This is a genomic window from Sphingomonas kyeonggiensis, from assembly GCF_014196745.1.
Classification (GTDB): Bacteria; Pseudomonadota; Alphaproteobacteria; order Sphingomonadales; family Sphingomonadaceae; genus Sphingomonas; species Sphingomonas kyeonggiensis.
This window is the reverse complement of record NZ_JACIEH010000002.1, coordinates 862,941-887,436: the sequence shown is the minus strand read 5'-3', so window position 1 is coordinate 887,436 and position 24,496 is coordinate 862,941. Positions and strand designations below refer to the sequence as shown.

The following is a 24,496-nucleotide window of genomic DNA, read 5'->3' as shown; positions in this document are numbered from 1 at the left end:
GGAGACAAAAGATGAGTAAAGCTGGCCGGCTGGCGGGCAAGACCGCGCTGGTTACCGCGGCGGCACAGGGTATCGGCCGGGCGACCGCCGAGCTCTTCGCAGCGGAGGGCGCCACGGTATGGGCGACCGACGTCAACCTGGACGGCCTGGCCGACATCGCCGGTTGCCAGACCGCGCGGCTGGACGTACGCGACGAAGGCTCGATCGCCGAGGCGCTCGATCGCACCGGGCCGCTCGACGTCATCTTCAACTGCGCCGGCGCAGTGCCGGGCGGCACGATCCTCGATTGCACGCCCGAGCAATGGGACCTGGCCCAGGACCTCAACGTCACCAGCATGTACCGGATCATCCGCACCGCCCTGCCCGCGATGATCGCGCGCGGCGGCGGCAGCATCGTCAACATGTCCTCGGTCGCCAGCTCGATCAAGGGCGTGCCCAACCGCTTCTCCTATGGCGTGACCAAGGCGGCCGTGATCGGGCTCACCAAGGCGGTGGCCGCCGATTTCGTCGCCCAGGGCATCCGCTGCAACGCGATCTGCCCGGGCACGATCGAGACGCCCTCGCTGCACGAGCGCCTGCGCGATACCGGCGACTATGAAGGCGCCCTCTCCGCCTTCATCGCGCGCCAGCCCATGGGCCGGCTTGGTCAGGCCGCCGAGGTCGCCGCGCTCGCCCTTTATCTCGCCTCGGACGAGTCCGCATTCACCACCGGCCAGATCCATGTGATCGATGGCGGCTGGACCAACTGATCCCGGTTTTTGAAGGAGCTTTGATATGAAATTGCTGCGCTTCGGCCCGAACGGCACCGAGAAGCCCGGCCTCGTCGATGCCGAGGGCAAGATCCGCGACCTGAGCGGGATCGTGTCCGACATCGACGGCAGCACGATCACGCCCGAGGGCCTGGAACGGCTCCGCGCGATCGATCCGTCGAGCCTGCCGCTGGTCGAGGGCGATCCGCGCCTCGGCGCCTGCGTCGCGCGTCCCGGCAAGTTCATCTGCATCGGCCTCAACTATGCCGATCATGCGGCCGAAACCGGCGCCGCGATTCCCGAGGAACCGATCCTCTTCATGAAGGCGACCAGCGCGCTCTCGGGCCCGAACGATCCGATCGTGAAGCCCCGCGACGCCACCAAGCTCGATTGGGAAGTCGAGCTCGCCTTCGTCGTCGGCACCGAATGCCGCTATGTCGACGAGGAACAGGCAGAGGCCGCGATCGCCGGCTATTTCGTCTGCAACGACGTCTCCGAACGCGCGTTCCAGCTCGAGCGCGGCGGCACCTGGGACAAGGGCAAGGGGTGTGACAGCTTCGGCCCGATCGGCCCCTGGCTGGTGACCGCCGACGAAGTGGGCGACACCAGCGACCTGCACATGTGGCTCGAGGTCAACGGCAAGCGCTACCAGGACGGCTCGACCTCGACGATGATCTTCCGTCCGGCCTTCATCCTGTCCTATCTCAGCCGCTTCATGAGCCTGCAGCCGGGCGACATCGTCACCACCGGCACGCCGCCGGGCGTTGGCCTTGGCCAGACTCCCAATGTATGGCTGCACAAGGGCGACCGGGTCGCGCTGGGCATCGCCGGCCTGGGCGAGCAGCGCCAGGAAGTCATCGACGCCTGAACCATGGAACCGGGCCGGCCGCTTCGCCGCGACCGGCCCGGCCCAATCGAGAGGACGCGGAGCCCAATGCTCGAAATCTGCATCGACACGCTCGCCGGGATCGACGCGGCCATCGCCGGCGGCGCCGATCGGCTCGAGCTTTGCGCCGCGCTTTCGGTCGGCGGGCTTACGCCGCCCCAGTCGCTGGTCCTGCGCGCCGCCGCCGCGCCGATCCCCGCCCACTTGCTCGCCCGCCCCCGCGACGGCGACTTCCGCTATGATGCCGGCGAGGCCGCGCTGGTCGCCGACGACATCCGCCTCGCCGCCGAGGCCGGGCTCGCCGGCGTCGTGATCGGCGCGAGTGATGCCGCCGGACGCCTCGATGCCGATCTCCTCGCCTCCTGGGTCGCGCACGCCCGTGCCGAGGGCGCCAAAAGGGAACGGCCCCTCTCCCTCACCCTCCACCGCGCCTTCGATCTCTGCCCGGACCTGCTCGAAGCACTCGACACGGCGATCGCGCTGGGCTTCGACCGGATCCTGACGTCGGGAGGCCAGCCCAAAGCCGCCGATGCGCTCGACACGCTCGCCGAACTGGTCCGCCGTGCCGATGGCCGCATCGGAATCCTGGCCGGCAGCGGCGTCGACGCCGCCAATCTGCCGGCCATCCTCGCCACCGGCGTGCCCGAGGTCCATGCGTCGTGCCGCAGCCCCGCTGGCGCCCCCGGCGAAGCCGAGCAGCGCTTCGGCTTCCAGGCCGGCCCGAGCCTCGCTACGGACCCGGCCAAGGTATCCGCGCTGCGCCGGATTCTCGATGGCCATAGAACCTTGAACAATACCAATATATGACTTATCGCCGTCCACTTAACCAGTAAGGCAGAGTTGTATGATGGGGGCTGAAGAGCCGCAGGCGGAAACCACCGCCACGCTCATGGAGACCGAAGCGGCCGAGGCCGGGCAGGTCGTGCGCCGGCTGATCGCCGCGAACGAGCCCGCCTTCGCGGCGCTCGCCACGCGGCTGCGGGCCAACCCGCCCGCGCGCATCGTCACCTGCGCCCGCGGCTCGTCGGACCATGCGTCGAGCTATGGCAAGTATCTGATCGAGACCTTCATCGGCATTCCCGTCGCCTCGGCCGCCCCGTCGGTGGCGTCGGTGTTCGCCGCCCCGGTCGCGCCCGGCTCGGCGCTGTGCATCGCAGTCTCGCAGAGCGGCCGCAGCCCCGACCTGCTCGCCACCGTCCGTGCGCACCAGGAAGCCGGAGCCCATGTCGTCGCCTTCGTCAACGACGAGACCTCGCCCCTCGCGGTACTCGCCGACACCTGCATCGGGCTCAAGGCCGGCCCGGAGCGCTCGGTCGCCGCGACCAAATCCTATATCGCCTCGCTCGCCGCCTTCGTCGCGCTGGTCGCCGGCTGGTCCGGGGACGAGGCGCTGGCCGAAGCGCTGGCCGGCCTGCCCGACCAGCTCGAGCAGGCGCGCACGCTCGACTGGAGCGACGCCGTCACCGCATTCCGCGATGCGACCAATCTGTTCGTGATCGGCCGCGGCTACAGCTTCGGCATCGCCCAGGAAGCCGCGCTCAAGTTCAAGGAGACTTGCGGGCTCCATGCCGAGGCGTTCAGCGCCGCCGAAGTCCGTCACGGCCCGATGGCGATCGTCGGGGAAGGCTTCCCCATCCTCGCCTTCGCCACCTCCGACACCGCGGGCGACAGCGTCCGCGAAGCCACCGCCGAGTTCGCCGAGCGCGGCGCCCGCATCTGCCTGGCCGACGCCAAGGGCAGCGGCAGCCTGCCCGCGCTTGCCGGCCACCCGGCGATCGAGCCGCTCCTGATGGTCCAGAGCTTCTACCACATGGCCAATGCGCTCTCGCTGGCGCGCGGCCATGATCCCGATCGCCCGCTCTACCTCAAGAAGGTGACCGAGACGCGATGACTGCCTTCGCCTTCACCAACGGGCACATCGTCACGCCCGGCGGCATGCTCGATCGCGCGACCTTCACGGTCGCCGGCGGTCGCATCGCCGCGATCTCCCCTGACGGCCCGGCAGACGAGACCATCGACCTCAACGGCGGCTGGATCGTCCCCGGCTTCATCGACACCCAGGTCAATGGCGGCGCCGGCGTGCTGTTCAACGATTCGCCCGATGTCGACGGCATCGCGGCGATCGGCCGGGCGCATGCCCGCTACGGCACCACTGCCTTCCTGCCGACCCTGATCAGCGACACCGTCGAGATCGTCGCCCGTGCGCTCGACGCCACCGACGCAGCGATCGAGGCCGGCGTGCCCGGCGTCATCGGCGTGCATATCGAAGGCCCGGTCATCAGCGTCACCCGCAAGGGCATCCACGACGCCGAGAAGTTCCGCCGCCTCGACGAGGACTTCCTCGCGCTGCTCACCCGCCCGCGCCGCGGCAAGGTGATGCTCACCCTCGCGCCGGAGATGGTCTCGCTCGAGGACATCGCCCGGCTCCACGCAGCCGGCGTGATCCTCAGCATCGGCCATAGCGATGCCAGCTACGACGTCGCCAAGGCCGCGATCGCCGCGGGCATGACCGGCGTCACCCATCTGTTCAACGCCATGTCCCCCCTGCTCCACCGCGCGCCCGGCGTGGTCGGCGCGGCGCTGGAGGACCAGAGCATCTATTGCGGGCTGATCCTCGACGGCTTCCACGTCCATGACGCCCCGGTCCGCATCGCGATGCGCGCGCGGCCGCACGACCGCTTCCTGCTCGTCACCGATGCGATGCCCTGTGTCGGCGCCGACGTCGCCGAGTTCGACCTGCACGGCCGTCGCATCCTGGTAGAGGGTGGGCGCTGCCTGGGCGAGGACGGCACGCTCGCCGGCTCTTCGCTCGACATGGCCGGCGCCTTCCGCAACGCGGTCGAGCGGATCGGCCTGTCCCATGCGGACGCCGCCATGATGGCCGCGACCAGCCCCGCCGCCTTTCTCGGCCTGGGCGACGAGCGCGGTGCGCTCGCCCCCGGACTGGTCGCCGACTGGGTCCAGCTGACGCGCGATCTCGCGCCCGTCGGCACCTGGATCGCCGGAACCCGCATCGCCTGATCCTCGGGAGACAAGCCCTGCCCACGCAATCGCTGCCGCCGCTCGACGACACTCCCGCGGGGCACATCGCCATCGCGGCCCCGCTTGCCGGCTGGCTTTCCGGTCTCGACGAAGTTCCGGACCCCGTCTTCGCCCAGCGCATGCTGGGGGACGGCATCGCGATAGACCCGACCGGCGATTGCCTGCACGCGCCCTGTGACGGCGAAGTCGCCGTGCTCCAGCCGAGCGGCCACGCGATCACGATCCGCGCCGCCGAAGGCGTGGAGATCCTGATGCACATCGGCCTCGATACGGTGGCGCTGAAGGGCGAGGGCTTCACCCCCTGTGTGGCGGTCGGCGACCGCGTCGCCCAAGGCGATCCGCTGATCCGCTTCGATCTCGACACGATCGTCTGCGCGACCCCCTCGGCGATCACGCCGGTGCTGCTGCTCGAGACCCCCAATCACGCGCTGGTCCGCACCCGTGCGGACGGCCCGATCCAGGTCGGCGATACGATCTTCGCGCTGGAGCCCCGCCTCGGCGCCGATACGCCCGCCGCCACGCCGCAAACCGGCGAGACGGTCGAGCGCATCGTCACCGTGCCGCTCGTCCACGGCATCCATGCCCGCCCCGCCGCGCGCATCCGCGAGCTGCTCGCGGACCATGACGCCGAAGTCACCCTGACCAAGCAGGACCGTACTGCCAGCGCGCGCAGCCCGGTCGGGCTGCTGACACTTGCGATCGCGTTCGGAGACGAAGTCCGCATAACCGCCACCGGCCCGGATGCGGAGCAGGCCGCCACGGCGCTCGCCGCGCTGATCGAGAGCGGCATGGGCGAAAAGGGCCATGCCGGCGCCAAGCCGGCCGCGCCCGTCGCCCCCGCGCCGCAGACCACCACCCTCCCCACCGACGGCAAGCTCAGCGGCGTCACCGCCGCTCCCGGCCTCGCGGTCGGCCAGGCCCGTCGCTTCCGCCTTCCCGAAGTCCAGGTCGACACGGTCAGCAAGGGCGCGGCCGAGGAGCAGGCTCGGCTCGACGCCGCCCGTGCCACCCTCGCCGCGCGGCTCGACGGCGAGATCGGCCATGCCCATGGCGCCCAGCGCGCCATCGCCGAGGCGCACAGCGCGATGCTCGACGATGACGGCCTCCTCGCCGCCGCCGCTGTCGCAATCCAGGGCGGCGCCAGCGCCGGCCAGGCCTGGCGCGCCGTGATCGCGCCCCAGGCCGAGGCACTCGCCGCCTCGGGCGACACCCGCCTCGCCGAGCGCGCCGACGATCTGCGCGACCTCGAGCGCCGCGTCCTGCTCGTCCTCGCCGGCAGCGAAGACGCCCCGCTGGTCCTTCCGCCCGGCACCATCCTGATCGCGGAGGACCTGCTTCCCTCGCAGCTGATGGCGCTCGATCCGGCCCAGGTCGTCGGTATCTGCGTCGAGCGCGGCGGACCGACCTCGCACGTCGCGATCCTCGCCGCCGGGCTCGGCCTGCCGATGCTCGTCTCGCTCGGCCCGGTGCTGCGCCAGATCGACGAGGAAACCACGCTGATCCTCGATGCCGGCCTCGCCCGGCTCCATGTCGCCCCTGACGAAGCGGCACTCGCCGAGGCGCACCAGGCCGTCGCCGAACGTGCCGAGCGCCGCGCCGCCGCGCTCGCCGCCGCCGCCCGGCCCTGCCACATGGCCGACGGCACGCGCATCGAAGTCTTCGCCAATCTCGGCTCGCAGGCAGACGCAGAATTGGCCATCACCAATGGCGCAGAGGGCTCGGGCCTCCTGCGTACCGAATTCCTGTTCCTCGACCGCGGCTCCGCACCCAGCGTCGACGAACAGGCTGCCGACTACCAGGCGATCGCCGACACGCTTGCCGGCCGCCCGCTGATCGTCCGCCTGCTCGATGTCGGCGGCGACAAGCCGGCGCCCTATCTGCCGATCCCGGCGGAGGAGAACCCGGCGCTCGGACTGCGCGGCATCCGCGTCGGCTTCGCCCATCCGCAGCTGCTCGAGGATCAGATCCGCGCGATCCTGCGCGTCCAGCCGATCGGCCAGTGCCGCATCATGATCCCGATGATCGCCGGCGTCGACGAGCTGCGCCGCGTCCGCGAAGTCCTCGATCGGGTGCGCGCCGAACTCGGCATCACCGAGAAGGTCGAACTCGGCGTGATGGTCGAGACCCCGGCAGCGGCGGTCACCGCCGACCTGCTCGCCGCCGAGGCCGATTTCCTCTCGGTCGGCACCAACGATCTCACCCAATATGCGCTGGCGATGGACCGCGGCAATGCGAGCGTGGCGAGCGCGATCGACGGGCTCCACCCCGCCGTGCTGCGCCTGATCGCCGACACCTGCCGCGGTGCTGCCAGCAAGGGCCGCTGGACCGGCGTGTGCGGCGGCCTCGCCTCCGATCCGCTCGCCGTGCCGATCCTGATCGGCCTCGGCGTCACCGAGCTGTCCTCCACCGCCGCCATGGTCCCCGAGATCAAGGCGCTGGTCTCCGGCCTTACCCTCGACGCCGTCCGTGCCCATGCCCAGGCCGCGCTCGCCTGCGCGACCGCTGCCGATGTCCGCGCTCTTGCCCGGGAGTTCACCGCATGAAGTCGATCCTGGAACTGCTCCAGCCGCTGGGCCGCGCCTTGATGCTGCCGATCGCGGTGCTGCCGGTTGCCGGCCTGCTGCTCCGCCTCGGCCAGCCCGACCTGCTGAACATCGCCTTCATCAGCGCCGCGGGCGATGCGCTCTTCTCGCATCTCGGCCTGCTCTTCGCGATCGGCGTCGCCACCGGCTATGCCCGGGACGGCAATGGCGCTGCGCCGCTCGCCGGCATTACCTGCTTCCTGGTCGCGACCGAGTCCGCCAAGGTGTTGCTCACCGTGCCCGCTGACGTGATCGCCGGCATGGACGGTCCGCTGCTCGAGCTGACCACTGCCGCCTGGAAGGCCAAGGCGATCGCCCGGCTGGACGTGCCGATCGGCATCCTGTCGGGCCTGATCGGCGGCAATTTCTACAACCGCTTCTCGACGATCAAGCTGCCGGAATATCTCGCATTCTTCGGCGGCCGCCGTTTCGTGCCGATCGTCAGCGGGTTTGCAGGCGTCCTCATCGCCGGCCTGATCGGCCTGGGCTTCACCCAGCTGAGCGCCGGGATCGACGGGCTCGGCCACGGCATCACCGGCGCGGGCGAGATCGGCCTGTTCCTGTTCGGCCTGATCAACCGCCTGCTGCTCGTCACCGGCCTCCACCACATCTTCAACAACGTCTTCTGGTTCGTCCAGGGCGACTATCACGGCGCCAATGGCGACCTCCGTCGCTTCTTCGCCGGCGATCCCAGCGCGGGCGCCTTCATGGCCGGCTTCTTCCCGGTGATGATGTTCGGCCTGCCCGCCGCCTGCCTCGCCATGTACCGCGCGGCGCGTCCGGAGCGCCGCAAGGCTGTGGGCGGCATGCTGTTCAGCCTCGCGCTCACCTCGGCGCTGACCGGCGTCACCGAGCCGATCGAATTCAGCTTCATGTTCCTCGCGCCTGCGCTGTTCGCGGTGCACGCGGTGCTGACCGGCATCGCTATGGTGGTGATGGATCTGCTGAACGTGAAGCTCGGCTTTGGCTTCTCGGCAGGCCTGTTCGACTATGTCCTGAACTACGGCAAGGCGACCAACCCGCTGCTGCTGATCCCGGTCGGCATCGTCTATTTCGGGCTCTATTACGGTATCTTCTCGTTCGTGATCCGCCGCTTCAACCTCCAGACCCCGGGCCGCGAGCCCGAGGCGGCAGCGGCACCCTCCTCGATCGCCGCCACCGGCAAGCGTGGTGCCGACTTCGCCCAGGCGCTCGGCGGCGCGGCGAACATCACCAGCATCGATGCCTGCACCACCCGCCTGCGCCTGATGGTCAAGGATCATGCCCAGGTCGACGAGCCCGCGCTCAAGGCGCTCGGCGCGCGCGGCGTCATCCGCCCCTCGGCCAACGCGCTCCAGGTCGTGCTCGGCCCGATCGCGGACTCGGTCGCGGTCGAGATCCGCGACGCGCTGGCGATGGGTGGCACTGCCCTCGCTCCGGCCCCCATCGCGGCCCCCGCCGAACAGGCACAGCTCACCCCCGCCGCGCTGGCGGCGCTCGGCGGTGCCGACAACGTCCTAGGCGCCCGCCTGCTCGGCACGCGCCTGCGCGTCGAGCTGTGCGAGCCCGCAAAGTTGGGCGAGCCGGCGCTGGCCGCGCTCGGCGTCCGTACCGTCGCGCATCCCTCCGAGGGGGTGGTCCACCTGCTGCTCGCGTCGGGCGCGGCAAAGGGCCTGCTCGCGGCCTGACCATCTTCGGTTCCCCGGCGAAAGCCGGGGCCCGGGGGTTCCATGCCGCCACCTGCATTGCCGAAGCCATTGCAATGTAGGATTTCGCCTGCTTGGCTCACGCAGCCGAGTCACCGGCCCGGCTGCTCTTTGACCCGGTAGGAAAGATAGGATCAGGCGGGCGCAAGCATGCGCGCGCGATACGCAGGTTCCCCGCAATCTTGGCAAACTTCAGCGCGGCGAAAATCCGCGCTGGGCACGAACTTAGTGAACTTTGGCGAAGCGCCCCGGCGCACTTTGTAGGAAAGTGCGCCGTGCGTGGCCCTCGCGTTCTTCGTCGCCTCAGCGCGTCGTGATCGACACCGTGCCGAGCACCCCCGAAGCCGTCCCCGCCGCGGCATCGACCAGCAGCACCACCACCCGCGGCCCCTTGCCCGCCGGCAGCGTCGCACTGAGCGGCCCCGGCGCGGCGGTTGCCTTCGTCGCCAGTTGCTTGCCGTCGACCCAAAGCTCGGCCCTGCCGCCGATCGCCTCGAAGGCGATCATGCCGCCTTCGGCCGCAACCCGCTTCCACGGCGTCACCCGGGTGCGATAGACCCGCCAGCCCGGCCGCACCTCGGCCGGGGTCGCCACGCCGCTGCGGACGAAGTCCCAGCTGTTGTTGTCGCCGTCCGCCGGCGCCAGCGTCGGTGCTGGCTTTTCGGCAAGCAACGGCGAGCGCCGCCAGTCGCGCAGATCCTGGACCTGCGGCACCACCGCCACCTGCGCCCGCGGCGCCACATCGGCCCGCGCGATCGTCAGCACCGCCGGCGACAGACCCTCGGCCTGCGCCCGCACGGTGATCCGCCCCCGGTCGGTGCCGGCACGGACCAGCAGCTGCGCCAGTCCGTTGAACAGCGAGCGCGATCCGGCGCCCGGCGCGACCTGCTCCGCCTCATGGCTGTTCGGGTCGCCATTGCCGACGCCCAGGATCACCGCGCCCTCGACGGTGAAGCGGGTCATCAGGTTCGTAGTCGGCACGTGCCGCCCCTTGGCATCGACCGCATCGATGGTGATCGCCTGGCACTCCTCGCCGTCGCCGGCCATGACGCTGCGCGCCGGGGTCAGCCGCAGCGCGACCGGTGCCCCCGCCGTCTCCTGCACCGCCCGGGCGACGACCTTGCCGCCGCGCATCGCCACCGCCTCGATCCGGCCGGGGGCATAGGGCACGGTCCATTCATTGCCCATGATGCGCTCGACCTTCTGCACGCCGAGCTCGCGCCCGTTCAGCCGTAGCGCGACGGTCTCGGCATTGCAGCTGACGAAGACCTTGATCGGCTCGCCCTCGCGGCCCGGCCAGGTCCAGTGCGGCGCGATCGCCACGACGTCCTGGTCGTCGATCCAGTGCGCACGGTGGATGTCGAACGCGGTCTTGGGAAAACCGCACAGGTCGAGGATGCCGAAGAAGCTGGCGATGGTCGGCCAGGCATAGGGGGTCGGCTCGCCATGATAGTCGAACCCGGTCCACACGAACCCGCCGGCGACGAACGGTCGCTCGGCGATGTTCTTCCAGGTGTCGCGATGCGTCGCCCCCCAGCTCGTCGCCTCGGTGTCGTAGGAGGTGATGACGTGCCTGGCCGGATCGCTCGCAAAGGCGCCGCGCGTCTCATAGGCGCTGGTGTCCTCCGAACTGGTGATCGGCTGGTTCGGGTGGAGCTTGTGGTACTTGTCGTAATCGGCCTGGTAGTAGTTGAAGCCCATCACGTCGAACTCGCCGGCAACGCTGACCTCGTTGTAGAAAGACCCGTTCATCGCCCCAGTCACCGGCCGGCTGTCGTCGAGCTTCTTCACCGCCGCAATCATCCGCCGGACCATCTCGACGCCCGCGCCGGTGCCCTGCATCGGCTCCTCGTTGAACACCGACCAGAGGATCACGCTCGGGTGGTTACGGTCGCGCCGGACCAGCCATTCGAGCTGGGCCATGTAATCGGGGGCCGGGTTGAACAGGCGGTTCTCGTCCATGACGAGGAAGCCCATCCGGTCGCACCAGTCGAGCAGCTCGGCGGTCGGTGCGTTGTGCGACATGCGGATAGCGTTGCAGCCCATGTCCTTCAGCCGCTCGAGCCGCCAGCGGTGCAGCGAGTCCGGCACCGCCACGCCCACGCCGGCATGGTCCTGGTGCAGGCACACGCCCTTCAGCTTGACGTGCTTGTCGTTGACGAACAGCCCCTGCTCGGCATCGAAGCGGATCGTGCGGAAGCCGATCGCGGTGCGCCGTTCGTCGATCGCCAAACCCTGCTGCAGCACCCGGGTGCGCACGGTGTAGAGCGTCGGTTCCTCGACCGACCACAGCCGCGGCGATCCCGCATCGAGCCGAAGCACGGCATCGGCGCTGTCGAGCACCGGCACGGTAACCTGTGTCTCGCCCTGCGCGACTTCGCGACCGTCGGGACCGAGCAAAACCGTCTCGACCGTGACCGCCGCCGCCGAACGGGCGACGTTGCCCAGCGTCACGGTCACCGGCACCTGCCAGCGCCCATCGACCAAGCGCGGATCGCAGTGCACCCCGTCGCTGACGATCGCCACCGGCGCGCGGCGCACCAGCCAGGCATGGCGATAGAGCCCCGCGCCTTCGTACCACCAGCCTTCCTTGGCATCGGCATCGACGCGGATCGCGATCACATTGGTCTCGTCGCCGAAGCGCGCGAACGGCGTCAGGTCGACATAGACGCTGTTGTAGCTCGACCAGTTGTGCGCGACCGTGCTGCCGTTGATCCAGATAGTCGCGTTGGTGGCGATGCCGTCGAAATGCAGCTCGAGCGTCTTGCCCCGGTCCGTCGGGTCGAGGCGCAGACTGCGGCGATACCAGCCGATCCCGCGCGGACGATAGCCCTGCGAGACATTGGCGGTCTCGACAAAGGGTTGCGCCGCCGCCCAGTCGTGCGGCAGCCGCACGTCGCGCCAGTCGCTGTCGTCATAGGCGATCGCCGCCGCGCCGAGCGCATTGCCCGCCTTGACGCTCAGATAAGTCTCGTGATGTCCCTGCGGCTCCGGCGTGGGCACATCGCCCTCATGGAAGCGCCAGCCGAGCTCGAGCAGGGTGCGCGAGGGATCGCCCTCGGGCAGCCGCGGCGCCAGCGTGGCGAGCGGCTGCGGCATCGGGAAGCCATCGCCATCGCCTGGGCCCTTGGTCGCAGCCTCTGCCGTACCGATCGGAGCCGCCAGCATCGCGCCGACGCCGACGCTCCCCCGCAGGAGTTGACGACGATCCATGGCAATACTCCGACTGGGGCCGCAGCGCTGGCCGGCCCGATGGCAATGGGCAGGAAGGGTCAGATGTCGCTCAGCTCGGCCACGAAGTCATAGGCGTCGCCGCGATAATAGGAGCGCGTGACTTCGACCGGACGGCCATCGCGCAGGAAGGCGCGACGCTCGATCAGCAGTCCGGCATGGCCGGGATCGACCCCGAGCATCTTGGCATGCTCGGTCCCGAACGGCACCGCACGCAGCCGCTGTAGTGCCCGCACCGGGCGGTTGCCGACCTTGTCGAGCGCGCCGTACAGCGAGTCCTTCACGGCATCGACCGAGGACAGGCAATAGCCGGCGATGGTCGAGAATTCGAGCGCCATCGGCTCGTCATCGGCATAGCGGATGCGTGCGAAACGCAGCACCGGCGCACCCGGCGACAGGCCGAGCATCATCGCTTCCTCGGGGTTCACCTGGCCCGGCGCGCGCGAAATCCAGCTGCTGCTCGCCTTGCGCCCACGCGCCGCCATGTCCTCGGTGAAGGACGAGAGCTTGGAGAAGCTCTTCTCCACGCGCCCGGCGACGAAGGTGCCCGCGCCGCGGCGCCGGGTGAGCAACCCCTCCTCGACCAGCCCGCCGATCGCCTTGCGCACGGTGATGCGCGACACGTCATATTCGATCGCCAGGTCCCGCTCCGGCGGGATCGCGTCGCCCTGGCCGAGCACGTTCGAGCCGATCCCATCGCGGATGAGCTGCTGCAACTGGAGGTAGAGCGGGGCGGGATTGTCCTTGCGGAAACGCCCTAGCTGGTCCGAAAATCCCAATTAATCCTCCCCGGCTGCGTCCCCTGCACGCTCCGTTGGCGGCAAAACTATCGCACCCGTCTTGCCGGGGCAATGGCATGATGTGGATTTATATTGGTATCTAATGGAATTGGAATGTCTCGTCCGCCCGCTGGTCACCGCCCGGCAATGCGGAGAACGCCAAGGAGAGCCGGATTTTTGCGCGTCTGCCGATCCCCCATAACCTGACGCTACGGCCTCCGCGCAAACGACGCTATTGTGCCACAGGACTTATATTGGTTACACCGCTTTGACAGCAATCAGCGGCACGAGCGGGAGGAAGAGATGGAAAAGCTAGCGGTTCGGCGGACGCGCCACCTTGCCTGGGCAGCCTTGCTGGCAGCACCCGCAGCCTTCGCCCAGGACCTTCCGATCACCCCGCTTCCCGCCTCGGTCACGCTCGGGACCGGCGACTTCACCGTACGCGACGGCGCCGCGATCGGCATACCCGAAGGCGATGCCGGCGCCGCTTCCGCGGCCCGCCTTCTCGCCACCCATGTCAAGGCCGAGCGCGGCATCACCCTCGCGCCCCGGCCGGGTGCCGCTGCTATCCAGCTGATCCGCGACGCATCGGTTGCCGGTGACGAAGCCTATCGTCTCACCGTCGATGCGAAGGGCGTCCGTATCGCCGCCGCCAGCGACAGCGGCCTGGTCTATGGCGCGATGACGCTGGCCCAGTTGCTCAGCCCCGATCGCGCCTACGGCAAGCCCGTCCGGGTACGTGCCGCGACGATCGAGGACGCACCCCGCTTCCACTGGCGCGGGCTGCTGATGGACGTCGCCCGCCACTTCCAGCCGATCGAGGAAGTCTACAAGGTCATCGACCAGATGGCGTCGGTGAAGCTCAACACGCTGCACCTCCACCTCACCGACGACCAGGGCTGGCGCTTCGAGGTCAAACGCTATCCCAAGCTCACCGAAGTGGGCGCCTGGCGCACGCCGCCTTCCAGCGGCGGCCCGGTCGGGCCCAGGCATGGCGGATTCTACACCCAGGCCCAGCTCAAGGCGCTGGTCGCCTATGCCGCAGAACGCGGCGTGACGATCGTCCCCGAAATCGACCTGCCCGGCCACGCCCAGGCGCTCGCCGCTGCCTATCCCGAATTCAGCGTGTTCGCGGACTCGCCCGAGGTGGGCCACGACTGGGGCGTGATGCCCTATCTGTTCAACCCGGCGCCCGAGGGCATTGCGTTCATCAAGAACGTGATCGACGAGCTGATCGAGGTGTTCCCGAGCACCTATATCCATCTGGGCGGTGACGAGGCGATCAAGGACCAGTGGGAGCGCTCGCCCAAGGTGCAGGCGCAGATCAAGGCGCTCGGCCTCCAGACCGGGAACCAGCTGCAGAGCTGGATGATCGACCAGTTCGGCACCTACCTCGCCGGCAAGGGCCGCCGCCTCATCGGCTGGGACGAGATCCTCGAAGGCGGCCTGCCTGCTTCGGCCTCGGTGATGTCGTGGCGCGGCGAGAAGGGCGCGGTGGAAGCTGCCAACCAGGGGCATGACGTGGTGCTGAGCCCCGCCCCCCTGCTCTATCTCGACCAGCTGCAGAGCAACCTGGGCGACGAGCTGAACGGCCGCCTCGCGGTGCAGTCGCTCGAGAAGATCTACAAATACGAGCCGGTGCCCGCCGGGATCAATGCCGAAAAGGCCAAGCACGTACTCGGCGCGCAGGGCAATGCCTGGAGCGAGTATCTGATCACGCCGCAGCAGGTGCAGCACGCCTATTTCCCGCGCGCCGCGGCGATCGCCGAGATGACCTGGTCGGCCAAGGACCGGCGCGACTTCGCCAGCTTCCTCGACCGCGTCCAGCCGCAGATCGCACGCTGGCGCCGCTCGGGGATGGAAGTGGCCGACGGCGCGTTCGCGGTCGGCTATACGCTACAGGGCAGCCGCGGCGATGCGCTGCGCGCCAACAAGGCCACGGTCGCGCTGGCGACCCAGGCGCCCTATGGCACGATCCGCTACACCCTCGATGGCCGCGAACCGACCGCCAAGTCGCCAGCCTATAGCGCACCGCTCACGCTCAAGCCGGGCGTCACGATCCGCGCCGCCGCGTTCGACAAGAGCGGCAACCTCACCGCGGCGGCCCGCGCCTTCGACACCAGCCGCGCCGCGCTGCTGACGCGCACCACCTCGGAAATGACGGCCTGCCCGGGTGGCTCGCTCTATCTGCGCGTGCCGCTCACGCCGGACGCGACCGCCAATGCGCCGGTCTACAATATCGACCTGTTCAACACCTGCACCGCCTATCCCGCGGCGCCGCTCGACATCGCCCGGGGCTTCACCGTCAGCGTCGCGCGCCTCGCCCGGCACTGGGGCCTGGCGCACGAGACCGGCAAGCGCCGCGACCAGTATCCGGCGACCATGCATGGCGAACTGGTGATCACCGCCCGCTGCACCGCCGCCGCCAACGACAAGACCATCAAGCCGATCGTGATCGGCAGCTTCGCGCTGCCCGATCCCGCCACGGCGCCCACCCAGTTCAGCTTCTCGGGTACATTCCCGCAGATGCAGGGAGACGAGGATTTGTGCTTCCAGTTCACTTCGCCGGTATCCGCCCCCTTCTACACCGTCGAGAAGGTCGTGCTGACCGAGGGGGCCACCAAGTGAAGCGTGCATTGCTGCTGCCACTGCTCCTCGCCAGCACCGCCGCCTGGGCCGGCCCGCGTGACACGGTGTCGCTCGACGGCGCCTGGGAAGTCCGCATCGACCCCACCGACGCCGAAGCTGCAAAAGCACATCCGCGCGAAGCGAGCTGGTTCGCCGCGCGCGTGCCCGGCAGCGTCCAGCAGGACCTGATCGGCTCCGGCCGCGCGCCCGATCCGTTCAAGGGGATCAACCAGGCGCCGATCCAATGGGCCGGTCTCACCAACTGGCAGTTCCGCAAGGTGATCGAGGTCACCCCGGCGATGCTCAAGCGCGATCACCTCGACCTGGTGTTCGACGGGCTAGATACCTTCGCCACCGTCTCGCTCAACGGGCAGAAGCTGCTCACCACCGCCAACGCGCATCGCCGCTGGCGGATCGACGCCAAATCCGCGCTCAAGCTCGGCCGCAACGAGCTGGTGATCGCGATCGCCTCGCCGATCCGCACGCTCCAGCCGATGGTCCTCGCGCAGGCCAATCCGCTGCCCGGCGAATATGATTCAGAGTTCGGCGACGAGCCCAAGGGCAAGCAGACCTCGCCCTACATCCGCAAGCCGAAATACCAGTATAGCTGGGACTGGGGTCCCCGCCTCGTCAACATCGGCATCTGGCGCCCCGCCCGGATCGAAGCCTGGGACAATGCCCGGATCGACAATCTGCGCGTCGATCAGGAAGCACTGAACGACACCGAGGCCCGGCTGGTCGCCCGCTATCGCATCGTCGCGGGCGCCAGCAGCAAGCTGACCCTGCGCACCACTCTTGCCGGCCCGGACGGCAAGAAGCAGATGGTTGCCCGCAGCTTCACCGTCGCACCCGGCGTCAACGAGGTCAGCGTTCCGCTGACCGTCGCATCCCCGCGCCGCTGGTGGCCCGTCGGCTATGGCGCGCAGCCGATGTACGACGTCTCTGGCCAGCTTTCGGATGCCGGCGGCACCGCCGACAGCATCGCTCGCAAGACCGGCCTGCGTACCGTCGAGCTGATCCGCAAGGACGGCAGCTTCGGCTTCAAGGTCAACGGCATCCCGATCTTCGCCAAGGGCGCCAACCTGATTCCGTTCGACAATTTCCCCAGCCGTGTGCCTCGCGCCCAGATGCAGCAGGTGCTGCAGAGCGCCCGCGACACCAACATGAACATGATCCGCGTCTGGGGCGGCGGCTATTATCTCGATGACGCGTTCTACGAGATCGCCGACCAGCTCGGCCTGATGATCTGGCAGGACTTCATGTTCGGCGGATCGATCACGCCCCCCGATGCCGAGTTCCGCGACAATGTCCGCATCGAGGCGGAGGAGCAGGTCGAGCGTCTGCAGCCGCACCCGTCGGTGATCGCCTGGTCGGGCGGCAACGAGATCCTGGCCGGCTGGGAGAACTGGTCCGATCGCAAGGCGTTCAAGCGGCGCGTGGGTGCCGATGAGCAGGAGCGGATCGGCGTCGGCATGGCGGTGCTGTTCGATCGCGTGCTGCGTGACGCAGTGATCACCCGCGCGCCCGGCACGCCCTATTGGAACAACTCGCCCGCCACCGACTATGAGGCTCCGACCGACACCGACAAGGATGGCGACCGCCATTTCTGGGACGTCTGGTCCGGCTCCAAGCCGGTCGAACGCTATCTCGATTCCTGCCCGCGCTTCATGTCCGAATATGGCTTCCAGGCGATGCCGGACCTGTCGACGATCCGCGACTTCGCGGGTGACGGGCCACTCGCGATCGACAGCCCGGTGCTCAAGGCGCACCAGCGCTTCCTCGCGGGCGAGGGCAATGCCCGGCTGCAGCTCTATCTCGACCAGCGGCTGCGCCCGGCAAAGGACTTTGCCGACCTGGTCTATCTCACCCAGGTCAACCAGGCCCAGGCGATCGACATGGCCGCGCGCCATCACCGCGCCTGCCGTCCGGTGACGATGGGCTCGCTCTACTGGCAGATCAACGACACCTGGCCCGCAATCTCCTGGGCGAGCATCTCCTATGATGGCCAGTGGAAGCTGCTCCAATATGCGGCAAAGCGCTTCTTCGCGCCCCAGGCGATCGTTGCCGAGCACAAGGACGGCGCCACCCGCGTCGCACTGGTCTCGGATGCGACTACGCCGATCGCAGCCGAATGGCGGATCCGCGCCTTCGACATGGCGGGCAAGCCGCTGGGCGAACGCGGCGACAGGGTCTCGCTCACCCCGCTCGGCGCGCAGGAAGCTGCCGGCATCGCCGATGCCGACCTGTTCGCCGGCGCCGCTCCGGGGGCCAGCTATGCCGTCGCCGAGCTGCTGATCGACGGCCGCGCAGTGTCGCGCACGATCGTCGAGCGCGCCCTGCCCAAGGATATGGCCTATCCCGCTCCCGGCCTCAGCACGCGCTGGGACGGCAAGCGAGTGACGATCACCGCCAGCGCGCTGGCCCGCGCCGTCATGCTCGATTTCGGCACCATCGCTGCGCATCCGAGCGATGACGGCTTCGACCTTCTGCCCGGCGAGAGCGTCACGATCGAGGTTCGATCGGATGCCTCTGCCGAAGCGCTGCAGAATGCCCTGACCCTGCGTACCCTGGGGACCAAGTAAATGATTCCGTTCCTGCTTCTCGCCGCCGCCGACCCTGATCCCGATGCGGTCGCCCGCGCGATTGCCACCATGACGGTCGAGGAGAAGGCCGCGCAGCTCCAGAGCACCGCGCCGGCCGACACCCAGGCGGAGATCCCCGCCTATGACTGGTGGAACGAGGGCCTGCACGGCCTCGCCCGCAATGGCTATGCCACTGTCTTCCCCCAGGCGATCGGCCTTGCCGCGACCTGGGACGTGGACTTGATGAACCAGGTCGGCGATGTCGTCGCGTCCGAGGCGCGGGCCAAGTTCAACGCCAAGCCGATGGGCGCCAATCGGCGTATCTATGAGGGGCTGACGATCTGGTCGCCCAACATTAACATCTTCCGCGATCCGCGCTGGGGCCGCGGCCAGGAAACCTATGGCGAGGATCCGTACCTCACCGGCCATCTCGGCGTCGCCTTCATCAAGGGGCTGCAGGGGCCCGATCCCAAATATCCGAAGGTGATCGCCACTCCGAAGCATTTCGCGGTGCATAGCGGGCCGGAAGCGGGGCGCGACGGCTTCGACGTCGATCCCAGCCCGCAGGATCTGGAATCCACCTATCTCCCCGCCTTCCGCCTCGCGGTGACCGAGGGCAAGGCGCGCTCGCTGATGTGCGCGTACAACTCGATCCACGGCACCCCGGCCTGTGCCCTGTCCGACCTGATGAACACGCGGCTGCGCAAGGACTGGGGCTTCAACGGCTTCACCGTCTCGGACTGCGATGCCGTCGCCAACATCCACATGTTCCACCACTACAAGCTCGACGCTGCCGCAGCAGCGGCAGCGGCGATCAAGGGCGGCAACGACTTCAACTGCGGCACCACCTACGCCGCACTGCCCCAGGCGGTGAAGCGCGGCCTGGTAACCGAAGCCGAGATCGACACCGCGCTGACCCGTTCGCTTTCGGCGCGCCAGGCGCTGGGCACGATCTTCGGCGCGACCAGCCCATGGAGCCAGATCAAGCCAAGCGAAGTCGGCACGCCGGCGCACCGCGCACTGGCGCTCGACGCCGCCCGCAAGGCGATCGTGCTGCTCAAGAACGATGCCGATCGCCTGCCGCTCAAGACCGGCAGCCGCATCGCGGTGATCGGCGCCGACGCTGACGATCTCGGCGTGCTCGAAGGCAATTACCACGGTACCGCGCAGGCGCCGGTGACCCCGCTCGACGGCATCCGCCGCCAGTTCGGCGCGGCCAACATCGTCTATGCGCAGGGATCGGTGCTCGCGGATGGCGCGCCCGTCGTAATGCCCGAGACGGCGTTCTCCGCAGATGGCAAGCCGGGGCTCAAGGCCGAATATTTCGCCAGCCCGACCGTGACCGGCACGCCCGTGGTCACGCGCCAGGATCGCCGGATCGACTTCAACTATACCCGCGTCGCGCCTCTGCCGCAGCTCGATCCAAAGGGCTTCGCCGTCCGCTGGTCGGGCGAGATCGTGCCGCCAGGGCCTGGCCGCTACACGCTGGCGATCGACATCCCGGCCTGCTGGAAGGACTGCAAGACGCATGACAGCGTGCGGCTGTGGATCGACGACAAGCCGCTGCATGAAGGCCTGCTCGGCAAGGGCCGTGTGGAACTGCCCTTCACCAGCGACGGCAACCGCCACGCCTTCCGCATGGAGATCGACCATGCCGGCGAGGATGAAGGCCTGCGCCTGATGTGGCTCCCGCCCGCCGAGCCGCTGCTGGCTCAGGCGGTGAGCGCAGCGAAGGACTCCGACGTGGTCGTCGCGGTGCTCGGCCTCTCGCCCGACCTCGAAGGCGAAGCTCTGCAGGTGACCGTACCCGGCTTCGTCGGTGGCGACCGCACCGACATCGCCCTGCCGCTCGTCCAGCAGCGGCTGCTCCAGGCACTGCGCGATACCGGCAAGCCGGTGGTAGTGGTGTTGACCAGCGGCAGCGCGGTCTCGGTCGATCCCTCGCTCGCCGATGCGATCCTCGCCGCCTGGTATCCGGGCGAGAGCGGCGGCACGGCGATCGCCGAGACGCTGGCCGGGCTCAACAACCCGTCGGGCCGCCTGCCGGTCACCTTCTACAAGTCGACCAACGACCTGCCCGCCTTCATCGACTACGGCATGAAGGAGCGCACCTATCGCTTCTTCACCGGCACGCCGCTCTGGGGCTTCGGGCACGGGCTGAGCTACACCAGCTTCGCCTATGACCAGCTGAGCGCGAAGGCAGGCAGCACCGCGGCTCCGGTCGACGTCACTGTGCGGGTGCGCAACAGCGGCGCGCGGCCGGGCGAGGAAGTGGTCCAGGCCTATCTGGTGCCGCCGGCGAGCAAGGCGCGCGGCAACGGTATGACCACCCCGGTGCTCCAGCGCGAGCTGGTCGGCTTCCAGCGCATCGCGCTCAAGCCGGGCAAGGCGGGTACGCTGCGCTTCAGCCTCGATCCGCGCAGCATCAGCTCCGTGTCGCGCGACGGCACCCGCCAGGTGGTCCCGGGCGCCTATCGCCTGTGGATCGGCGGCGGCCAGCCGGGCACCGCGCCGGGGCTATGGACCGACTTCACCCTGACCGGCGAAGCGCAGGAGCTGCCCAAATGAGCGCCAAGGGAATGATCGACCGTCGTACGATGATCGGCGCCGGCATCGCGCTCGTCGCCACACCGGCCCTCGCCCAGAAGGCAACCGGCTTCGTCAGCCACCGCCCCGCGCCTGCGGACCGCAAGTTCGTCAGCAAGTCGGTCGAGCGTGAGATCGTCCGCGTCTCGAAGAAGATCGGCGATCCGAAGCTGCGCTGGATGTTCGGCAACTGCTATCCGAACACGCTCGACACCACGGTGGCGATGCGCACCATCGATGGCGCGCCCGACGCGTTCGTGCGCACCGGCGACATCAACGCATTGTGGCTGCGCGACAGCTCGGCGCAAGTGAAGCCGTATTTGCATCTCGCGAAGGAGGACGCCGACCTCCGCCGGCTCTATCACGGCCTGATCGCCCGCCAGTCGCGCTCGATCCTGATCGATCCCTATGCCAATGCGTTCATGGAGGATCCCGCCGCCAGGACCAATCTGAGCTGGTCGCTCGACGATCGCTTCCCGCTCAAGCCGGGGGTCGCCGAGCGGAAATGGGAGATCGACTCGCTCTGCTATGCGATGCGTCTCGCGCATGGCTATTGGCAGGCGACGCGCGACAAAACGCCGTTCGACGCGCTCTGGGCGGAAGCCGCGCGCCTGAGCATCGCGACCTTCCGCGAGCAGCAGCGCAAGGATAGAAAGGGCCCCTATCGCTTCCAGCGCAGGAGCAACAACCCCACCGAATCGCTGATGCTCGACGGCTATGGCGCGCCCTCGCGTTCGGTCGGGCTGATCCATTGCGGCTTCCGTCCCTCGGACGACGCCTGCGTCTATCCCTTCCTGATCCCGTCCAACTATTTCGCGGTGACCGCCCTGCGTGAACTGGCGGTGGTCGCGAATGCCGCACGCGGCGACGCAGCCCTGGCTACCGACGCCGTAGCGCTGGCCGATGAAGTCGACGCGGCACTGCGCCAATATGCCCGCATGCGCCTGCCCGACGGGCGCGAGGTGATCCCGTTCGAAGTCGACGGCTTCGGCAATACGATCTTCATGGACGACGCCAACGTCCCCTCGCTCTCCAGCCTCGCCTATCTCGGCTGCTTCGCGGCGACCGACCCGCTCTGGCGCCGCACCGCCGATGCGGCGTGGAGCGACAACAACCCCTATTGGTCGCGCGGCAAGGTCGTCGAAGGCATTGGCGGCCCGCATGTCGGGCTCGGCCAGGTCTGGCCGATGTCGCTGGTGATGCGCGCGCTCTCCTCCTCGGACGACGCGACGATCCGCCAGTGCCTGCGCATGATCCGCGACAGCGATGGCGGCACCGGCTTCATCCATGAGGCGGTCGATCAGGACGATCCCGCCAAATTCACCCGCGAGTGGTTCGCCTGGGCCAATGGCCTGTTCGGCGAACTCATCGTCCACCTCGCCGATACCCGTCCCCAATTGCTGGCAGAAACGCTGTGAACCCCACCCGCCGCCAACTCCTCGCTTCCACCGGCCTCGGCCTTGCTGCCACCGCGGCCCTCCCCGCCCATGCCCGCCTGCCGGCCCCGCCGGTCGAGCCGAACCTGTTCATCGGCACCGGCGGCACCGGCCATACCTATCCCGGCGCCACCCTGCCCTTTGGCATGGTCCAGCTCAGCCCCGATACGGGCGTCGAGCGCTGGGAAACCTGCTCGGGCTATTACAAGACCGACACCTCGATCCTCGGCTTCTCGCACACCCATCTCTCCGGCACCGGCATCGGCGACATGCTCGATGTGCTGGTGGTGCCGGCAACCGGCCCGGTGCAGCTCCAGCCCGGCACACCCGAGAACCCCGACGCAGGCTATCGCCAGCGTTTCTCGGGCGAGCATGCCGAGCCGGGCTATTACCGGGTCGCGCTGGAAACCGGCGTCCAGGCCGAACTGACCGTCACCGAGCGCACCGGCTGGCACCGCTATCGCTTCCCGGCGGGCAAGGGCCATGTGCTGATCGACCTGTCGCACCTCATCCTCGACAAGTCGGACTCGCCGCCGCTGGTTGACGAGGCGCTGCTGGAGCTCGCCGCGGACGGCACGCTCAGCGGCACGCGCCGCGTGTTCCGCTGGGCCAAGGGCCGGCGGATCTTCTTCGCTATGCAGCTGTCGCGGAAGCCCGACCGCATCACCTTCATCGGCGACGACGATGTCGCCCAGCCGGCGGGCACCACCCGCGTCGCGGGCAAGCGGCTCAAGGCCGTGCTCCATTATGACGATGCGGGCAGCGCGCCGCTGGTGATCCGCTGCGGCATCTCCGCGGTCGATGCCGATGGCGCCCGCGCCAACCTCGCCGCCGAGGCGAAGCATTGGGACTTCGACCGGGTCCGCCGCGACGCCGCTGCCTTGTGGAGCAAGTCGCTGGGCAGCGTGAAGGTCGAGGGCGGCACGCCCGACCAGCGGACGATCCTCTCCTCGGCGCTCTATCACGCGCAGCTCGCGCCCACGCTCGTGTCCGACGTCGATGGCCGCTATCCCGGCATGGACGGCAAGACGCAGACCGTGCCCGCGGGCGGTGCGGCGTTCAGCACCTATTCGCTGTGGGACACCTATCGCGCGCTGCATCCGCTGCTCACCCTGGTCGCGCCCGATCAGACCAAGCTGCTCATCGACGACATGATCCGCCAGACGGCGCAGTCGCGCTTCGGCCCGCTGGTCTGGCCGCTGCAGGGCAAGGAAACCGGCACGATGATCGGTTGGCACGGCGTCGTCCCGCTCGCCGAGGCGCATGCCAAGGGCATCCCCGCCGACTATGCCGCGGCCTGGCCGGCGATCCGCAAGTGCAGCTTCGATTTCTCGGCACCGGACAAGGACAACAGCCTTGGCCGCGACCTGTACGACAAGCTCGGCTATGTCCCGGCGGACAAGGTGTTCGAGAGCGTCAGCCGTACCCAGGAATATGCCTATGACGACTGGGCCTCGTCGCATCTCGCACGCGTGGCCGGTGCCACCGAGGATGCCGAGCGGCTGCACAAGCGCTCGGGCAACTGGCGCAACGTCATCGACGGCAAGATCGGCTTCGCCCGCCCCCGCTTCGAGAATGGCCAGTGGTGGAAGGACTATGATCCCGTCCAGCTCGGCCACATGCCCAAGCCGTGGTGGCGCGATTATACCGAAGCGAATGGCTGGCAGGCGACCTTCCTCAACCAGCACGACATCTATGGCATGATCGCGCACATGGGCGGCGACGCCGCGTACGAAGCGAAGCTCGACGCGTTGTTCACCGCACCCTCGACCCTGCCAGACAATGCGCCGCCCGACATCTCCGGGCTGGTCGGGCAGTACGCCCATGGCAACGAGCCGGACCAGCACGCCGCCTATCTCTACAGCTATGTCGGCGCACCCTGGAAGACGCAGGCGATGATCCGCCGGCTATGCACCGAGATGTACAAGAACGACCCCGACGGCATCATCGGCAATGACGATTGCGGCCAGATGAGCGCCTGGTTCGTCCTCTCCTCGCTCGGCTTCTACCCGGTCGATCCGGTCGAGGCCGTCTATGTCTTCGGCTCGCCGCTGTTCGAGCGTGCCGAGATGCAGCTGGGCAAGGGCCGCAAGCTGGTGGTCGAGGCCCCCGGCAACCGTGCCGACACCCCCTATGTCGCCGCGGTGACGTGGAACGGCCGCCCGTGGCGCAAGAGCTGGATCTCGCACCGCGATATCGCCGCCGGCGGCACGCTGCGCTTCACCATGTCCGCAAAACCCAACCGCGCCTTTGGCCGCGCGCGCGCCGACCGGCCGCCGTCGTTCGGCCGCAGCCCCGCCTGATCCTGGA

14 protein-coding genes are annotated in these 24,496 nt (G+C 68.8%); 12 read left to right on the top strand and 2 right to left on the bottom strand.

The features are described from left to right. Window positions 1–11 precede the first annotated feature (11 nt). The 7 genes from GGR46_RS13015 (at window position 12) to nagE (ending at window position 8,926) form a co-directional block, all read left to right on the top strand. The gene (locus tag GGR46_RS13015) at window positions 12–749 is read left to right on the top strand and encodes an SDR family oxidoreductase (protein ID WP_183998374.1); all 738 of its coding nucleotides are present in this window, start codon (window positions 12–14) and stop codon (window positions 747–749) included. A gap of 25 nt (window positions 750–774) precedes the next feature. Continuing rightward, window positions 775–1,617 carry a fumarylacetoacetate hydrolase family protein gene (locus tag GGR46_RS13010; RefSeq protein WP_183998372.1) on the top strand — a complete coding sequence of 281 codons (843 nt, stop codon included), beginning with the start codon at window positions 775–777 and terminating at the stop codon, window positions 1,615–1,617. A gap of 66 nt (window positions 1,618–1,683) precedes the next feature. Beyond that, a complete protein-coding gene (locus tag GGR46_RS13005) occupies window positions 1,684–2,442 on the top strand; it encodes a copper homeostasis protein CutC (protein ID WP_183998370.1) in 759 nt (252 codons plus the stop codon). 40 nt (window positions 2,443–2,482) lie between these two features. Further along, window positions 2,483–3,526, top strand: a complete 1,044-nt coding sequence (locus GGR46_RS13000) for an SIS domain-containing protein (protein WP_183998368.1) — start codon at window positions 2,483–2,485, stop codon at window positions 3,524–3,526. Next, on the top strand, window positions 3,523–4,656 hold the full coding sequence (nagA, locus tag GGR46_RS12995) for an N-acetylglucosamine-6-phosphate deacetylase (protein ID WP_183998366.1): 1,134 nt from the start codon (window positions 3,523–3,525) through the stop codon (window positions 4,654–4,656). Before GGR46_RS13000 ends, nagA begins: the two co-directional genes overlap by 4 nt. A 65-nt stretch (window positions 4,657–4,721) precedes the next feature. Further along, the gene (gene ptsP, locus GGR46_RS12990) at window positions 4,722–7,220 is read left to right on the top strand and encodes a phosphoenolpyruvate--protein phosphotransferase (protein WP_425506566.1); all 2,499 of its coding nucleotides are present in this window, start codon (window positions 4,722–4,724) and stop codon (window positions 7,218–7,220) included. Then, window positions 7,217–8,926 carry an N-acetylglucosamine-specific PTS transporter subunit IIBC gene (nagE, locus tag GGR46_RS12985; RefSeq protein WP_183998364.1) on the top strand — a complete coding sequence of 570 codons (1,710 nt, stop codon included), beginning with the start codon at window positions 7,217–7,219 and terminating at the stop codon, window positions 8,924–8,926. Before ptsP ends, nagE begins: the two co-directional genes overlap by 4 nt. Window positions 8,927–9,247: 321 nt before the next feature. On the opposite strand, the gene galA is transcribed toward nagE, so the two are convergent. Together galA and GGR46_RS12975 are read right to left on the bottom strand one after the other, a co-directional pair. Beyond that, a complete protein-coding gene (galA, locus tag GGR46_RS12980; protein ID WP_183998362.1) occupies window positions 9,248–12,157 on the bottom strand; it encodes a beta-galactosidase GalA in 2,910 nt (969 codons plus the stop codon). Between the two features lie 59 nt (window positions 12,158–12,216). Beyond that, window positions 12,217–12,954, bottom strand: a complete 738-nt coding sequence (locus GGR46_RS12975) for a GntR family transcriptional regulator (protein WP_183998360.1) — start codon at window positions 12,952–12,954, stop codon at window positions 12,217–12,219. A 303-nt stretch (window positions 12,955–13,257) separates the two neighbouring features. Between GGR46_RS12975 and GGR46_RS12970 the strand changes: the two genes are divergently transcribed. The 5 genes from GGR46_RS12970 to GGR46_RS12950 are packed head-to-tail and all read left to right on the top strand — an operon-like array spanning window position 13,258 to window position 24,489. Next, a complete protein-coding gene (locus tag GGR46_RS12970) occupies window positions 13,258–15,582 on the top strand; it encodes a beta-N-acetylhexosaminidase (protein ID WP_183998358.1) in 2,325 nt (774 codons plus the stop codon). Then, the gene (locus tag GGR46_RS12965) at window positions 15,579–18,164 is read left to right on the top strand and encodes a glycosyl hydrolase 2 galactose-binding domain-containing protein (protein ID WP_183998356.1); all 2,586 of its coding nucleotides are present in this window, start codon (window positions 15,579–15,581) and stop codon (window positions 18,162–18,164) included. The genes GGR46_RS12970 and GGR46_RS12965 overlap by 4 nt, the downstream gene beginning before the upstream one ends. Next, window positions 18,165–20,732, top strand: coding sequence for a glycoside hydrolase family 3 C-terminal domain-containing protein (locus GGR46_RS12960; RefSeq protein ID WP_183998354.1), 2,568 nt, complete (start codon window positions 18,165–18,167; stop codon window positions 20,730–20,732). A gap of 11 nt (window positions 20,733–20,743) precedes the next feature. Beyond that, entirely contained in the window at window positions 20,744–22,168 is a 1,425-nt protein-coding gene (locus tag GGR46_RS12955; protein ID WP_183998824.1) for a glycoside hydrolase family 125 protein, read from the top strand. Next, window positions 22,165–24,489, top strand: coding sequence for a GH92 family glycosyl hydrolase (locus tag GGR46_RS12950; protein WP_183998352.1), 2,325 nt, complete (start codon window positions 22,165–22,167; stop codon window positions 24,487–24,489). Before GGR46_RS12955 ends, GGR46_RS12950 begins: the two co-directional genes overlap by 4 nt. The last annotated feature ends 7 nt before the right edge of the window (window positions 24,490–24,496 follow it).

Coding starts and splice junctions, on each gene's coding strand:
- nagA (WP_183998366.1), top strand. CDS start 3,523: ATGACTGCCTTCGCCTTCACCAACGGGCACATCGTCACGCCCGGCGGC.
- GGR46_RS13015 (WP_183998374.1), top strand. CDS start 12: ATGAGTAAAGCTGGCCGGCTGGCGGGCAAGACCGCGCTGGTTACCGCG.
- GGR46_RS13010 (WP_183998372.1), top strand. CDS start 775: ATGAAATTGCTGCGCTTCGGCCCGAACGGCACCGAGAAGCCCGGCCTC.
- GGR46_RS12960 (WP_183998354.1), top strand. CDS start 18,165: ATGATTCCGTTCCTGCTTCTCGCCGCCGCCGACCCTGATCCCGATGCG.
- nagE (WP_183998364.1), top strand. CDS start 7,217: ATGAAGTCGATCCTGGAACTGCTCCAGCCGCTGGGCCGCGCCTTGATG.
- GGR46_RS13000 (WP_183998368.1), top strand. CDS start 2,483: ATGGGGGCTGAAGAGCCGCAGGCGGAAACCACCGCCACGCTCATGGAG.
- GGR46_RS12970 (WP_183998358.1), top strand. CDS start 13,258: ATGGAAAAGCTAGCGGTTCGGCGGACGCGCCACCTTGCCTGGGCAGCC.
- galA (WP_183998362.1), bottom strand. CDS start 12,157: ATGGATCGTCGTCAACTCCTGCGGGGGAGCGTCGGCGTCGGCGCGATG.
- GGR46_RS12955 (WP_183998824.1), top strand. CDS start 20,744: ATGATCGACCGTCGTACGATGATCGGCGCCGGCATCGCGCTCGTCGCC.
- GGR46_RS13005 (WP_183998370.1), top strand. CDS start 1,684: ATGCTCGAAATCTGCATCGACACGCTCGCCGGGATCGACGCGGCCATC.